This is a genomic window from Kitasatospora sp. NPDC001095 (genome assembly GCF_053598615.1).
The window spans coordinates 51,151-63,952 of sequence record NZ_JBSFKQ010000015.1; the positions used below are offsets into that span (position 1 = coordinate 51,151).

Annotated in this window: 12 protein-coding genes and 1 pseudogene; 7 read left to right on the forward strand and 6 right to left on the reverse strand. The window is 74.9% G+C overall.

The features are described from left to right. The first annotated feature begins 256 nt into the window (after nucleotides 1-256). The gene (locus ACWDBB_RS16015) at nucleotides 257-583 is read left to right on the forward strand and encodes a hypothetical protein (RefSeq protein ID WP_449790144.1); all 327 of its coding nucleotides are present in this window, start codon (nucleotides 257-259) and stop codon (nucleotides 581-583) included. 87 nt (nucleotides 584-670) lie between these two features. Here the strand turns inward: ACWDBB_RS16015 and ACWDBB_RS16020 are convergent, their stop codons facing one another. Then, nucleotides 671-2,074 carry a HAMP domain-containing sensor histidine kinase gene (locus ACWDBB_RS16020; protein WP_449790145.1) on the reverse strand — a complete coding sequence of 468 codons (1,404 nt, stop codon included), beginning with the start codon at nucleotides 2,072-2,074 and terminating at the stop codon, nucleotides 671-673. Continuing rightward, nucleotides 2,071-2,751, reverse strand: coding sequence for a response regulator transcription factor (locus ACWDBB_RS16025; protein ID WP_392883525.1), 681 nt, complete (start codon nucleotides 2,749-2,751; stop codon nucleotides 2,071-2,073). Before ACWDBB_RS16025 ends, ACWDBB_RS16020 begins: the two co-directional genes overlap by 4 nt. 187 nt (nucleotides 2,752-2,938) lie before the next feature. On the opposite strand from ACWDBB_RS16025, the gene ACWDBB_RS16030 reads away from it, so the two are divergent. Together ACWDBB_RS16030 and ACWDBB_RS16035 are read left to right on the forward strand one after the other, a co-directional pair. After that, on the forward strand, nucleotides 2,939-4,447 hold the full coding sequence (locus tag ACWDBB_RS16030) for a glutamate synthase subunit beta (protein ID WP_449790146.1): 1,509 nt from the start codon (nucleotides 2,939-2,941) through the stop codon (nucleotides 4,445-4,447). Between the two features lie 268 nt (nucleotides 4,448-4,715). Continuing rightward, nucleotides 4,716-5,243 carry a hypothetical protein gene (locus ACWDBB_RS16035; protein ID WP_449790147.1) on the forward strand — a complete coding sequence of 176 codons (528 nt, stop codon included), beginning with the start codon at nucleotides 4,716-4,718 and terminating at the stop codon, nucleotides 5,241-5,243. 64 nt (nucleotides 5,244-5,307) lie between these two features. Here ACWDBB_RS16035 and ACWDBB_RS16040 read toward each other — a convergent pair whose 3' ends face one another. Then, nucleotides 5,308-6,639 (reverse strand): MFS transporter, encoded by a 1,332-nt coding sequence (locus ACWDBB_RS16040; protein WP_449790148.1) that lies wholly within the window; start codon nucleotides 6,637-6,639, stop codon nucleotides 5,308-5,310. 127 nt (nucleotides 6,640-6,766) lie between these two features. On the opposite strand from ACWDBB_RS16040, the gene ACWDBB_RS16045 reads away from it, so the two are divergent. Both ACWDBB_RS16045 and ACWDBB_RS16050 read left to right on the forward strand, forming a co-directional pair. After that, the gene (locus ACWDBB_RS16045; RefSeq protein ID WP_392918446.1) at nucleotides 6,767-7,399 is read left to right on the forward strand and encodes a TetR/AcrR family transcriptional regulator C-terminal domain-containing protein; all 633 of its coding nucleotides are present in this window, start codon (nucleotides 6,767-6,769) and stop codon (nucleotides 7,397-7,399) included. Between the two features lie 25 nt (nucleotides 7,400-7,424). Then, nucleotides 7,425-7,938, forward strand: a pseudogene (locus tag ACWDBB_RS16050) (isochorismatase family protein). Nucleotides 7,939-8,024: 86 nt separating this feature from the next. On the opposite strand, the gene murQ reads toward ACWDBB_RS16050, so the two are convergent. Continuing rightward, nucleotides 8,025-8,930, reverse strand: coding sequence for an N-acetylmuramic acid 6-phosphate etherase (murQ, locus tag ACWDBB_RS16055; protein ID WP_449790149.1), 906 nt, complete (start codon nucleotides 8,928-8,930; stop codon nucleotides 8,025-8,027). 437 nt (nucleotides 8,931-9,367) lie between these two features. Further along, entirely contained in the window at nucleotides 9,368-10,048 is a 681-nt protein-coding gene (locus ACWDBB_RS16060; protein WP_449790150.1) for a DUF6445 family protein, read from the reverse strand. 205 nt (nucleotides 10,049-10,253) lie between these two features. Here ACWDBB_RS16060 and ACWDBB_RS16065 point away from each other — a divergent pair, with 205 nt between their 5' ends. Continuing rightward, a complete protein-coding gene (locus ACWDBB_RS16065; RefSeq protein WP_449790151.1) occupies nucleotides 10,254-10,454 on the forward strand; it encodes a hypothetical protein in 201 nt (66 codons plus the stop codon). 50 nt (nucleotides 10,455-10,504) lie between these two features. On the opposite strand, the gene ACWDBB_RS16070 is transcribed toward ACWDBB_RS16065, so the two are convergent. Beyond that, on the reverse strand, nucleotides 10,505-11,152 hold the full coding sequence (locus ACWDBB_RS16070; protein WP_449790152.1) for a TetR/AcrR family transcriptional regulator: 648 nt from the start codon (nucleotides 11,150-11,152) through the stop codon (nucleotides 10,505-10,507). Between the two features lie 158 nt (nucleotides 11,153-11,310). On the opposite strand from ACWDBB_RS16070, the gene ACWDBB_RS16075 reads away from it, so the two are divergent. Next, entirely contained in the window at nucleotides 11,311-12,756 is a 1,446-nt protein-coding gene (locus tag ACWDBB_RS16075; RefSeq protein WP_449790153.1) for an MDR family MFS transporter, read from the forward strand. The last annotated feature ends 46 nt before the right edge of the window (nucleotides 12,757-12,802 follow it).

Genomic DNA, 12,802 nt, shown 5'->3' on the forward strand with positions numbered 1-12,802 from the left:
CGGACCAGGTGTTCCGCTGGACTCGTTGCTCAGGGTGATGGAGCGCTTACTCTGTCATGCTGTCGGCAGGGGGCCGACTGTGCACGTCCATCGGCCCGTCCGGCCGCGCGTGTCGGGCCGGACGGGGGGCCCTGACGCCCGATCGGCTGGCCGCCGCTCGGCCCAACGGGTGCCGATGCTGCGGTCGAGTGCCACTGAAGCGTTTCGGCGCGCGCCGCGCCCGGGGGTCGCACCGTCCGGGGCCTACGCTGCGCCAATGGTGGATCACCGTGAACTCTTCGAGGACGTCACCGAGGCCCTGGCCCGCGCCGGGTTCGACCTCGGACCGGGTCCCTCACCGCTGTGGATCGACCGTCACCCCGAGGGCGTGGTGGTCGGCTGGACTCCGGGCGCGGAGCCGGGCGGGCCGCCCTCCCGGGAGGCGTTGGCGGCGCTGAGCGGCGCGGCCGCGGTCGTGCTGCGCGAGTGCGGCTATCTCGTCGCCGGGACGGAGGCGGGCGATCTGCTGGTGCGCTACGCCGAACCGGTGACGGTCCCGGAGTCGTCCGAGCCGGAGCCCGTGCCGGAGCAGTGGTGGGGGTGAGCGGCGGCGGGCCCGGTGTCGTACGCGCCGGGCCCGGTGATGCGCGTACCGGGCCCGGTGCTTCGGGCGCCGGGCCCGTACGCGCGCTCAGCCGTCGAGGGTGAAGCCGATCACCGCGCCGCCGCCGTCCCGGTTGGCGGCGAAGGCCGTCCCGCCGTGCGAGCGGGCCACCTCGTCCACGATGGCCAGGCCCAGCCCGGAACCGGGCAGACTGCGGGCGGCGGTGGCCCGGTAGAAGCGGTCGAAGACCCGGTCGAGGTCGGCCGCGTCGATGCCCGGGCCGCGGTCGCGCACCTCCACCCGCGGGCCGCGCACCACCACCTCGATCGGGCCGGTCCCGGCCGGGTCGAACTTGGCGGCGTTGTCCAGCAGGTTGCCCACCGCGCGGGCCAGGGCGTCCGGCCGGGCCGTGACGACGGTTCCGTCCGCGTCCACCAGGACCTCGCGGCCGCTGCGCCGCCGGGCCTGGGCGGCGGCCTCCCGGACCAGGTCGGCGAGCATCACCTCGGTCGGCTGCTCGTCCGCCCTGCTGTCCGCCGCGAGCGCCACCAGTTCCTCCACCAGCTGGGTCAACTCCCGTGCCTCCTCGGCCAGATCGGCCATCAGGGCGGCGCGTTCGGCGGGCGGCAGCCGGTCCAGGCTGGGCAGCACCGAGAGGTTGGTGCGCAGGCTGGTCAGGGGGGTGCGCAGCTCGTGTCCGGCGTCCTGGGCCAGTCGGCGCTGGTTCTCCCTGGCGGTGGCCAGCCGGCCCAGCATCCGGTCGAAGGCCCGGCCGAGGCGGCCCACCTCGTCCGTTCCGGCGGCGGGCACCGGGACGTCCAACCTCCCGCTGGCGGCGACCAGTTCGGCCGCGTCGGTGAGCCGGACCAGCCGACCGGTGATCCGCCGCGCCAGCAGCCGGCCGGCCCCGCCGGCGAGCACCGCGACGACCGCCACCAGGGCCACCGTGCGGGTCCGCAGGGTGGCCAGCAGCTCCTCGGTGGGCCCGACCTGCTGGATGATCTGGACCGCGCCGCGCCGGCCGCCGAGCGAGACCACACCGACCCGGTAGCCCTCGTCGTGCTGGTGACGCAGCCCGATCGAGGTGCGGCCCGGCTGGTCGGCGTGGGCGAGTTCCTGGTCGGACGGGCTCGGTGGCAGGTCGAGCCGGGCGGTGCCGGGAAGCACCGCGCCGTCGGGGTCGAGCGACTGGGTGGTGACCCGGATCGGGCGGACCAGGTCGGCGCTCAGGCCGCTCGGTCCGGCGAAGTCGCCGGGGAAGAGGGCCTCGCGCTGGACCTGCCGGCCGACGGAGTCGACGGCGGCGCCGAAGTCGGCGGTCTCGTCGTCCCGGATCAGCCGGGCGGCGGCGTGGTAGCCGAGCGCGCCGATCAGCACCGCGACCAGCGCGGCGATCGCGGCGAAGGCCAGTGCGAGGGTGGTGCGCAGGCCGGGGCGTGGCAGGCGCGGCAGGCGTGGTTGGCCGGGGAGGCGGCGGGCCGGGCCGGTCACGGCTCGCGCAGCGTGTAGCCGACGCCGCGGACGGTGTGGATCAGCGGCGCCAGGCCGGGGCGGTCGAGCTTGCGGCGCAGGTAGCCGATGAACACCGCGAGGTTCTTCGAACCGGGGCCGAAGTCGTAGCCCCAGATCCGCTCGTAGAGGGTGGCCTGGTCGAGGACGGCGCCGGCGTGCCTGGCGAGCAGTTCCAGCAGGTCGAACTCGGTGCGGGAGAGTTCGAGCTCCTGGGCGGCGCGCCAGGCGCGCCGGGCGGGCGGCTCGATCCGCAGGTCGGCGACGGTCAGCACCTCGCCGGTGGGCGCGGGCGGGTGGCGGCGCAGCAGGGCGCGCAGGCGGGCGAACAGCTCGTCCACGTCGAAGGGTTTGACCAGGTAGTCGTCGGCGCCGGCGTCGAGGCCGGCGATCCGGTCCGGCACCTCGACCCGGGCGGTGAGCATCAGCACGGGGGTGCGGTCGCCGGCCGCGCGCAGCCGTCTGCAGACCTCCAGGCCGTCCGGCTCGGGCATCATCACGTCGAGCACCAGGACGTCCGGGCGCTGCTCGGCGAGGACGGCCAGGGTCTGGGTGCCGTCGGCGGCGACCCGCACCCGGTAGCCCTCCAGCATCAGGGCCCGGGCGAGCGAGTCGCGGATGGCCCGGTCGTCCTCGGCGATCAGCACGGTGTGCGTCATGGCGGAGATTCTCCCTGGCGTGTCCACGACGGTTCGCGGCGGGGTCGGGGTGTCCGGGCCCGCTCCTGGCCGGTCCGCGACGGCCGCCGCTTTTGCGTGGTGCTTCGCGGGCGTACGGTGGCCGTACGGTGGCGCACCGCCGGGTGGGTCGCCGGGTCCGAGTCGGCACGCCCTGCCGGAGGCCGCGATGGCAGACCGGATGGCCCCCTTCACCACCCCGCGCGCGGAGCGGGCGCGGCGGGACGCTCGGGAGCGACTGGGGGACTGGCACGAGGTGTACCGGCCGGGGGCTCTGCTGCCGGTGGTGGGCGGACAGGCGGGGCGGTGCATGGACTGCGGGCTGCCGTTCTGCCACAGCGCCTGTCCGCTGGGGAACCTGGTGCCGGAGTGGAACCGGCTGGTGGCGGAGTCGGGGGCGGGTGAGGAAGCAGGGGCGGGGGCGGCGGGAGCCGACTGGCGGGCGGCCGCGGCGCGGCTGCTGGCGACCAACAACTTCCCGGAGTTCACCGGCCGGCTCTGCCCCGCGCCCTGCGAGAGCGCCTGCGTCCTGGCGATCGACGGCGCCGCGGTGACGATCAAGAACGTGGAGCTGGCGATCGCCGACCGGGCCTGGGAGGCGGGTTGGGACGCGCCCCGGCTGCCCGAGCGGGCCGGTGGGCGGCGGGTCGCGGTGATCGGCTCCGGCCCGGCCGGGCTGGCCGCCGCCCAGCAGCTCACCAGGGCCGGGCACGCCACCACGGTGTACGAACGGGCCGACCGCGCGGGCGGACTGCTGCGGTACGGCATTCCGTCGTTCCGGCTGGAGAAGCACCGGTTGGAGCGCCGGCTGGACCAGCTGCGGGCCGAGGGCACGGCCTTCCGCACCGGGGTGTGGGTCGGCCGGGACGTCCCGGGCGAGGAGCTGCGGGCCGAGTACGACGCGGTGGTGGTCGCGGTGGGCGCGACGGCCTGCCGGGACCTGCCGGTGCCCGGGCGGGACCTGCCCGGGGTGCACCAGGCCATCGAGTACCTGACCTGGGCGAACCGGGTGGACGAGGGCGACTGCCCGGTCTCGCCGCTGTCCGCCGAGGGGCGGCACGTGGTGATCGTCGGCGGTGGGGACACGGCGGCCGACTGCCTGGGGACGGCGCTGCGCCAGCGGGCCGCCTCGGTCACCCAACTGGACATCAACCCGCGGCCGCCGCAGGGCCGGGCCTCCGGGCAGCCCTGGCCGGTGCACCCCAAGGTGTACCGGGAGACCACCTCGCACGAGGAGTCCGGCGCCGCGGCGGCCGGGCCCCGGGTGTTCGCGGCGGTCACCGTGGCCTTCGAGCCCGGCCCGGACGGTCGGCTGGCCGCCGTCCGCATCGCCGAGGCCGAACCCGCCGACCGCAGCCCGCGGGCGGGCACCGAGCGCAGGCTCCCGGCCCAGTTGGTGCTGCTCGCGCTGGGCTTCACCGGGCCGGAGCCGGACGGGCGGCTGTTCGCCCAACTCGGCCTCGCCACCGGTCCGGAGTCCACCCTGGTCAGGGACGACGGCTTCGCGACGGAGGCGGAGGGCGTGTTCGTCGCGGGGGACGCCGGGCGCGGCCAGTCGCTGATCGTCTGGGCGATCGCCGAGGGGCGGGCGGTGGCGGCGGCGGTGGACCGGTACCTGCGGGGGTGGACGGAGTTGCCGGCGCCGATCCGGGCCTCGGCGCGGGCGCTCACGGCGTGAGGCGGGCGGCGGCCCCGGCGGGGTGGTCGTGCGCTGAGGTGCCGGTGATGGGTCCGTGGGCGCGGGCAGGGAGCGGCAGGCGGTGGAGGCCGAACTCCCCGGCGACCGGCTCGAGGTGAGCCGGCCGCAGGGCGCGGCGGTCGGTCAGCGGGCGGGTGTGCGACCGTCGGAAGAGCGCGGACGGGTGAGTCGGGTACGTACGGCCTTTGCTACGATCCGGCGACGTCGGTGTCAGGAGTCGGGCGTACGGGGGTCGGAAGACGTGGGCGTGAGTGAGCGCGAGTGGGCGGTGACGTCGGTCGAGGTCCGTTACACCCCGACGGCCGCCGACTTCCGGGAGGCCTTCGCCGTGCTGTCCCGGCACACGGCGCCCGGGCGCCGGTCGCGGAACGCCAGGCGCACGGTGTCCGCCGGCGCGGCGGCGGGTGCCGGGCTGCTCGCCCTGGTCGGCGGGGCGGCACTCTTGCCGGCCGCGCTGCTGCTGGTGTGCGCACTGTGGGTGCTGTTCGCACCGAGCCGGAGGCACGCGCGCCGGGTGGTGCGGAGGGTGGCGGACAAGGGCGAGTTCCGGGTCCTGCTGGACGAGTGCGGGGTGGTCGTGAGCCACGAGGCTTCGGACACCCTGCTCGGCTGGCCGGAGCAGCGGTACTTCCTGGAGACGCGCGAGCTGTTCCTGCTGCTGGCCGGTGCGGAGGAGCCCGGGGTGGTGACCGTGCTGCCCAAGCGCGGGGTCGAGGACGTCCGGGTGTTGGGGCAGCTGATCGGCCGGCATGCCGAGGCGCTCGTCCCGGACTGAGTTCGTCCTGGACCGAGCTCGTCGTGGACGAGCGGCTGTTCGTCGGGTGGCGTGTACGGGCTTGTCACGGGGTCGGCTCCGGCAGGGCGGGTTCGGTGCGGTGCGCTCGCCGGTCGTAGCGCCAGAGGGCCGGGAGCGCGGCGGACAGCGCGGCCGAGCTGCCGAGGCAGAGCAGCCCGCCGGTGCGCAGGGCCGCCCGGATGCCCTGCCGGGCGGCGAGCCCGCCGGCCCGCAGGTCGCCCAGGGCCGGCCCGGCGGAGCCGATCAGCATCTCCAACCCGGCTGCACGGCCCCGGAGTTCGTCCGGAATGGACTGGTTCCAGATGGCGCTGCGGAAGGTGTCGCCGATCCAGTGCGCGCCGCCCGCGACGGTCAGGCAGAGCAGGACGGCCCACAGGCCAGGGGTGAACGCCGCCGCGGCCGTTGCCGCTCCGACCAGGGCGGCGGAGAGCAGCACCAGCCGGCCGTGCCGGTGCACCCGCTCCGCCCACCCGCCGGTCGCGGCCGCGATCAGGGCGCCGACCGCGCCGGCCGAGTAGAGCAGCCCGAGCGCCCAGGTGGCGTCCAGCTCCGCGGCCAGGAACGGGAAGAGCGCGGTGGGCAGGGCGAACACGGTGGCGACGAGATCGGCCAGGTAGGTGCCGATCAGATCGGGCCGTCGGGCCGCGTACCGGGCGCCGTCGAGGAACTCGGCGAGCCGCGGCGCCTCGGCGTCCCGCGCCGAGGGAACCGGCCGGACCTGGGCCAGCAGGGCGATCGAGAGCAGGAAGGTGCCGAGGTCGACCAGGTAGGCCGCGGGGACGCCGGCGGTGGCGATCAGCAGGCCGGCCGCCGCCGGGGCGGCCACGCCGCCGATGCTCCAGCGCAGCGAGAGCAGGGCCCCGGCCGCCACCAGCTGGTCCTGGGGCACCAGCCGGGGGACCATCGCCTCGACCGAGGGCTGCTGGACGCCCTGGAGTGCCGCCGCCAGTCCGGCGGCGACGTAGAGCGGCCAGACGGCGGGAGCGCCGAGCAGCGCGTTGACCAGTAGCAGGGCGCTGAGCGCGGCCAGTGCGACCTCGGTGACCAGTGCGACGGTGCGGCGGTCGGCACGGTCGGCGAGGACGCCGCCGTAGAGGCCGAACAGGACGGTGGGCACGAGCTCGACCGCGCCGACCGCGCCCACGGCCAGGGGTGAGCCGGTGAGGTCGGCGATCTGGAGCGGGATCGCCGTCATGGTGAAGATCGAGCCGAGCAGGGTGACCGTGCCGGAGGTCCAGGTCAGCCGGAAGTCCTTGGAGGATCGCCAGGGTGCGGTGTTCGGCAGCAGTCGGGACCAGAAGCGGTCCGTTCCTGGGGTCGGGTTCGGTCCGGGGGTCGGGTCCGTTCCTGGGGTCGGGGTCGGTGCGGAGGTCATGAGGGGTGGGATCCCTTCAACGGCTGTCGGCGTCGCGACGGTCATCCTTATCGCTGATAAATTCCAGCTCGGGAACTTATCGGCGATAAGGTGGCCTGGCAAGCGGATAACCCGGGAGGTCGATCGGATGGCGCTGCAACGCGACGAGGTGGTGCGCACGGCGCTGCGCCTGCTGAACGAGGAGGGCATCGACGGGCTGACCACCCGCCGGCTCGCCCGCGAACTCGGCGTCCAGTCACCGGCGTTGTACTGGCACTTCAAGAGCAAGCGGGAACTGCTCGACCTGATGGCGGAGGCGATGCTCGCCGAGGCCCTCCCGCCCGACCGCGAACCCGACCCGGCGCACTGGCCCGAGTGGATCGCCGCCGACGCCCGCGCCAAGCGGAACGCCCTGCTCGCCTACCGCGACGGCGCCCGGGTGCACGCCGGCACCCTGCCAACCGAGGATGAACTTCCGGCGGTTGAGGCCCAGTTGGGTGCCCTGTGCGGAGCCGGGCTGCGCCCGCGCACGGCGCTGCGGCTGCTGCTGACCGTCGACCGGTACATCATGGGCTGGGTCACGGAGGAGCAGGCCTGGCGGCAGGACGCCGCGGACCGTGAGCGGCCGCCGTTCCCCGACGAGGCGTTGCGCGAACTCCCGTTGCTGCGTGAGGCGGTCGACGTGCTGCGGATGACCGACCACGACGCCGACTTCGAGTACGGGCTGCGGGTGCTGATCGAGGGGTTCCGGGCGGAGATCGCACGGGAGGCGGGAGCCTGACGTCCGATGGGCTGGCGTGACGCCCATGACCACCGTAGATCCTCGCAGCACGGCCCTGGTCCTGATCGACCTGATGGACCGGATCGTCGCCAACCCGCTCGCGCCGCGCACCGGTTCGGAGGTGGTGGAGGCCTCACTGGAGCTGGCCCGGCGGTTCCGGGCGGTCGGGCGCGCTCGTGGTCGCGGTGCGGGTCGAGCGGCCGAACGTCACCGAGCAGCCGCCCGGGAGCGGGCTGGTCGCGGAGGTCGCGGCGGCGGCCGGCGAGGTCGTGGTGAAGCGGACCATCGGGGCCTTCCAGGGCACCGGCCTGGACGAGCTGCTCCGGGCGAGGGGTGTGGAGACCCTGGTGTTCACCGGGATCGCCACCAACCTCGGTGTGGAGTCGAGCGCCCGCGCGGCCGGCGACCACGGGTACCGGCTGGTGTTCGTCGAGGACGCGATGGCCGCGCTCACGGCGGAGGAGCACCGGGCGTCGGTGGAGCTGGACTTTCCCCGCCTCGGCGAGGTCGTCGCGGCGGCGGACGTGCGGGTGGGGTGAGTCGGCGGACGTGAGGTCAGCGTGAGGTCGCGGCCGGGCGTTTGCGGAGGGGGCCGCCGCGGCCGGGCGTGGCGGGAGGGGCGCTGCTACGGCCGGGCGTGGCGGAGGGCTTCGCGCAGCCGTCCGTCCGAGGCCTTGAGCAGGCGGGCGGCGGTGGGGGCGTCCACGTCCGCGAGCAGGGACAGGATCGCGTCCTTGGCCCGGCCGTCGGTCGCGGTCAGGGCGCGGTCGATCGCAACCTCGTCGGCACCGGTCGCCTCGGCGACGATCCGTCGGGCGCGGTCGCGCAGCTTGTCGTTGGTGGCGCGGAGGTCGACCATCAGATTTCCGTACGTCCGGCCGAGTCGGACCATCACGGCCGTGGACAGCAGGTTGAGCACCAGCTTCTGCGCCGTGCCCGCCTTGAGCCGGGTCGATCCGGCCAACACCTCGGGGCCGACCTCCACTTCGACGCCCAACTCGGCCGCCGCCGCGAGCGCCGACCCCCGGTTGCACGCCAGCCCGACGGTCAGCGCCCCGGCCGCCCGCGCCGCCCGGACGGCGGCCAGCGGGTAGGGCGTACGGCCCGAGGCGGAGATGCCGACCAGGGTGTCGGCGGGGGAGAGGGCGAGCGCGGCCACGTCGGCCTCGGCGAGGTCCGTGCGGTCCTCGGCGCCCTCGGCGGCCGCCGTGACCGCCGAACTCCCGCCCGCGATCAGACCGACGACCAGTGCCGGATCGGTGCCGAAGGTCGGCGGACACTCGACGGCGTCCAACACGCCGAGCCGCCCGGCCGTCCCCGCGCCGGCATAGACCAGCCGACCGCCACGTGCCATCCCGGCGGCCACGGCGTCGACCACGGCGGCGATCCGCTCCAGCTGCCCGGCGACGGTGACGGGCACCGTGCGGTCCTCGGCGTTCATCAGGCGGAGCAGCTCGACCGTGGGCAGCTGGTCGATCGCGGCCCAGTCGGGGCGGACGGTCTCGGTCGCGGGTACGGCGTCACGGCTCATGCCGATGTTCTTCCCCAGCCTCCGGCCGGGTGCACCCCCGTGCTTCGCCCGCTCATGCGGCGAGCCTCTCCGGGTGCGAGGCGGCCGACGCCAGGCGCGGGACGCTCATCGCGGCCCTGGGCCGGGCCCAGCACGTGCGCTACGACGAGAGCACCGCCACCGCGCCCGGCCAGGGGGTCGAGCTGTTGCTCGACCGCCGGGACGGTGACCTGCGGCGGCTGCGGGAGGAGGCCGGAGGCGAGTCGGAGCGGATCGGCGAGCTGCTCCGGGAGTTCCCCCGGATCGGGCCGGGGGAGCCGGCCCGGCTGGCGGCGGCGCTGACCAGGGCGAGCCCGGTGTACGTCGGGGCCGGGGAGGGGCGGCTGATGGGTGGGTCGGTCGTCTCGGGGCGGGTCGTCCCGGGGTGTCGGCAGCCCGCCCGGAGGCGGCGTGCGGGGTCAGGCCATCCAGAAGAAGACCGCCGTCATCCGCCGCTCGGCCAGCTCGGTGCCGTAGTAGCCGGTGGCACTGTGGATCAGGTTGGCGTGGTAGAGGAGCAGTTGGTTGTAGCGATTGGGGACGCGGACGTCCTCGGTGAAGTGGTCGGCCGGCACCCGGCGGGTGCCGAGCGCCTCGACCAGGTTGTTGTGGGGGGCGTCGACCAGGTTGCCGCCGAGGCGCCCGCCGGGGAACTGCTGGCGGTAGAAGCTGGTGCCGGCGTCCTTGGGGGCGCCGGGGCTGAGGTAGAGGACGGCGGCGTAGCGGCAGAGCGCGCGGGAGTCGGTGTGCGGGCGGGACTCGGACTCGCCGGCGCCGACGACCTGGACGCAGTTGTGGTTGAGCGTGCCGCCGCCCGGGGTGCTCTGCACCCAGAGTCGGGAGGCGCCGGTGGCCTTGCGGACCAGCGACTCGACCCGGGCCAGCTCCTCGGGCTCCAGGCCCGGCATGGTGCGCAGTCCGGGCCAGGTCTCGGGGCGGTGGGGGTAGCCCTCCGTCCAGTCCCCGCGGGCCAGGCAGCGCTCGCGGACGGCGTCCGGGTCGGACAGCACGTTGTCCAGGACCCAGTAGTCCCGGCCCCGGGTGGGCTTGCGGTAGGGCAGGACCGGCAGGGCGGTGGGCCTGATGGGCTGTGAGGGCATGGGCCGACGATAGAGGCGGCGATCGTCAACCTTCTGCCGTGAGCAGGTCAACCTTTCGTCAAGGGTGCGCCGACCTGGGGCGGTTGGCGTGGGGGTGCGTCCGGGACCGTGGCGCCGCCATTTATTTGAACGTGTTCAATGTGAGGTTGCCGTGGAGGCTTCGAGCGTGCGTCGGCCGGTGCCGCGGGCGGCCCGGATTCTGTCGGTGCCGGCTGACGGCTTCGGCCACGGTGCCGCGTCCGTCAGTCTGGGAGAGGTCGGCGCAGTACCCGGCGGCACCCTCACCGTCGTCTTCGACATCCGCACTCCCGCCGCCGAACTCGACCTCCTCCGGCAGAGGACCGCCGACCTGCCGGGCGTCGGGGATGTCGGGCTCTGCAGCCCTTCGAACGACAACTGCCGCTGACCGGACCGGACCGGACCGGCGGCGGCGGTCGCGGCCCGCCGGGGCGGGCTTCAGGCCTCCCGCACGGCGAAGGCCCCGAGGGCGCCCTCCAGCCGGTCGTAGGCCCGGACAGCGGAGGGGCGCACCGCGGCGGCGATCGCCGACTGCTCCTCGCCTGCCAGGGTGCGGCGGAACACCTCGGCGAACACCGCCCGGTCGACGGCGGCGAGCAGCGCGGCGGCGACCCGGCACTCGAAGCCGACGGGTCTCTCGTGCACCGCCTCGCCCAGTGCCTCGGCGAGTGCCGTCTCGCCCTGCTCGTGCAGCTCGCGCAGTCGGGCGGCCAGTGCCGGGCTGTCGAAGACGGTGCGGGCGAAGTCGGGGCCGGAGAAGCCGAGCCGGGCGTCGTGCCGGTCGAGGCCGGCGAGGCAGTCGCGGCGCAGCGCGGCGAGCGCGGACTCGCCCGGCGCGCGCCCGGCGACGGTTCCGGCGAGCCGGGCGACGAGTTCCTCGTGCAGGTCGAAGAAGAGGTCCTCCTTGCGCGGGAAGTGGTTGGTGACGGTCATCTTGGCGACGCCCGCGGCGGCCGCGACCTCGGCGATGGTCGTGCGGTCGAACCCCCGCTCGATGAAGAGTCTGGTCGCGGCGTGCGAGATCGCCTCGCGGGTGCGGCGCTTGTTGAGCTCGCGCAGGGTCGGCGTGGTCCCGGATTCGGTCATGGGGGGAGCGTAGCGCAGTTCACTGGGTCGGGCACAGAAATTTGATTTGACCCAGTCGATGGGTCCGTCCTAAGTTCTCCTCGGGCAGCCGGAAGGGCTGCCCGAGTGGGCGTCCGCGTTCGGGGGCGGCTCGCTCGAGGGCGACCAGGGGAGGGCGCATGAGCACATCCGTCACCGCGAAGGGCCGGCCGGGAGGAGTCCGGGGGGAGGCGCCGGAGCCGATTCCGCCGGGCCTGTGGAAGATGGGCGGGGTGCTCGCGCTGGGGCCGGTGCTCGCGCTGTTGGACAGCACGATCGTCAACGTCGGCATCGACTCCGTCGGCCGCGATCTGCACAGCTCGATCGCGGCGGTGCAGTGGGTGGCGACGGGGTACCTGCTGGCGATCTCGCTGACCATGCCGCTCTCGGGTTGGGCCGCCGGTCGCTTCGGTGGCCGACGGGCGTGGCTCGCCTCGGTCGTCCTGTTCGTGCTCGGATCGGCGCTGTGCGGCCTGGCCTGGTCGACGGGCAGTCTGATCGCCTTTCGGGTGCTGCAGGGGATCGGCGGCGGGATGATTCAACCGCTCGGCCAGGCGATCATCATACAAGCGGCAGGGCCCTCCAGGGTCGGGCGGGTGATGGGCACGCTGATGCTGCCGATCAGCCTGGCTCCGGTCCTGGGGCCGATCCTCGGCGGGCTGGTGCTGGAGCACTTCGACTGGCGGTGGATGTTCCTGCTGAACGTGCCGGTCGGGCTGGTGATACTGCTGCTCGCCGCCCGCTGGCTGCCGGCTGACGAGGCGTCGGACGCTCCGAAGCCACAGCTGGACGTGACCGGTCTGGTGCTGCTCTCGCCCGGTCTGACCGGGCTGGTCTACGGGCTCGCGACGATCGGTGACGGTGCGACGGCCGGCAGGGTCGCCCTGATGGCGGGCGTGGCGCTGGTGGCGCTCTACGGCCGGCACGCGCTGCGGGTGGGGCGCGGCGGTGTCCGGACGCCGCTGATCGACCTGCGGCTGTTCGCCCGGCGCGGCTTCGCCGTGGCGACGGCCAACAGCTTCCTCCAGGGCGCCGCGCTCTACAGCTCGATGTTCCTGGTACCGCTCTACTACCAGCAGGTGAAGCACGCCACCGCGGTGGAGGCCGGCCTGCTGCTGGCGCCGCAGGCCCTCGGCACGGCGGTCACGGCGATGCTCGCCGCCCGGATCACCGACCGCTTCGCGCCGCGTCCACTGATCATGATCGGCATCGCCTGCTCCCTGGTCGGCACGGTCGCGTTCACCCAGCTGGGCAGCGGCTCCGAACCGGCCGACTGGCTGATAGCCGGCTCGCTGGCACTGCGCGGCGCGGGCATGGGGATCATCGCGATCCCGGGCCTGGCGGTGGTGTACGGGAGCGTCGAGAAGGACCAGGTGCCCGCGGCGGCGGGTGCGGTCAACGTGCTGAACCGGGTGGGCGGGGCGCTCGGCACCGCCGTGCTGACGCTGGCGCTCCAGCAGGCGCAGGGCGGGCACCCGGGCCAACCGGGTGCGGCCTTCGGCGAGACCTTCTGGTGGGTGCTGGCCCTCTCCGCGCTCGCCATCGCCCCGGCGCTGCTCTACCCGAACACCCGCCGGGCCGACTGACCGTCGGCCGCGTCCCGATCACCGGCCGCTTCCCGGCCACCGAGAC

Excerpts from the sequence above, each read along its gene's own strand:
- ACWDBB_RS16015 (WP_449790144.1), top strand. The coding sequence starts at position 257 with ATGGTGGATCACCGTGAACTCTTCGAGGACGTCACCGAGGCCCTGGCC.
- ACWDBB_RS16060 (WP_449790150.1), bottom strand. The coding sequence starts at position 10,048 with ATGCCCTCACAGCCCATCAGGCCCACCGCCCTGCCGGTCCTGCCCTAC.
- ACWDBB_RS16025 (WP_392883525.1), bottom strand. The coding sequence starts at position 2,751 with ATGACGCACACCGTGCTGATCGCCGAGGACGACCGGGCCATCCGCGAC.
- ACWDBB_RS16040 (WP_449790148.1), bottom strand. The coding sequence starts at position 6,639 with ATGACCTCCGCACCGACCCCGACCCCAGGAACGGACCCGACCCCCGGA.
- ACWDBB_RS16030 (WP_449790146.1), top strand. The coding sequence starts at position 2,939 with ATGGCAGACCGGATGGCCCCCTTCACCACCCCGCGCGCGGAGCGGGCG.
- ACWDBB_RS16075 (WP_449790153.1), top strand. The coding sequence starts at position 11,311 with ATGAGCACATCCGTCACCGCGAAGGGCCGGCCGGGAGGAGTCCGGGGG.
- ACWDBB_RS16045 (WP_392918446.1), top strand. The coding sequence starts at position 6,767 with ATGGCGCTGCAACGCGACGAGGTGGTGCGCACGGCGCTGCGCCTGCTG.
- murQ (WP_449790149.1), bottom strand. The coding sequence starts at position 8,930 with ATGAGCCGTGACGCCGTACCCGCGACCGAGACCGTCCGCCCCGACTGG.
- ACWDBB_RS16070 (WP_449790152.1), bottom strand. The coding sequence starts at position 11,152 with ATGACCGAATCCGGGACCACGCCGACCCTGCGCGAGCTCAACAAGCGC.